Genomic DNA, 245 nt, shown 5'->3' on the forward strand with positions numbered 1-245 from the left:
GCGATCTGCGTCGAGCGCGGGCTGTCGATGGTGGTGGGGCTGCTGGCGATCCTCAAGGCCGGCGGCGCCTATGTGCCGGTCGATCCGGATTATCCGGCCGAACGCGTGCGTCACATGCTCAGCGACAGCGCGCCTGTGGCGGTGCTGGTGCATGCGCCAACTCGGCATGTGCCGGACGCGGGGCAGGTGATCGATCTGGATCAGTTTGACTGGGCGGATCACCCGTCGGTCAACCCTCTGGTCGC

1 protein-coding gene is annotated in these 245 nt (G+C 67.3%); it reads left to right on the forward strand.

Going from position 1 to position 245, the window contains the following annotated elements; genetic code table 11:
• Nucleotides 1–245: AMP-binding protein (locus FS665_RS23240; protein WP_145193672.1), on the forward strand; the 245-nt coding region annotated here is incomplete at both ends.

The organism is Pseudomonas sp. URMO17WK12:I11, assembly GCF_007677725.1.
In the GTDB taxonomy this organism is placed as follows: Bacteria; Pseudomonadota; Gammaproteobacteria; order Pseudomonadales; family Pseudomonadaceae; genus Aquipseudomonas.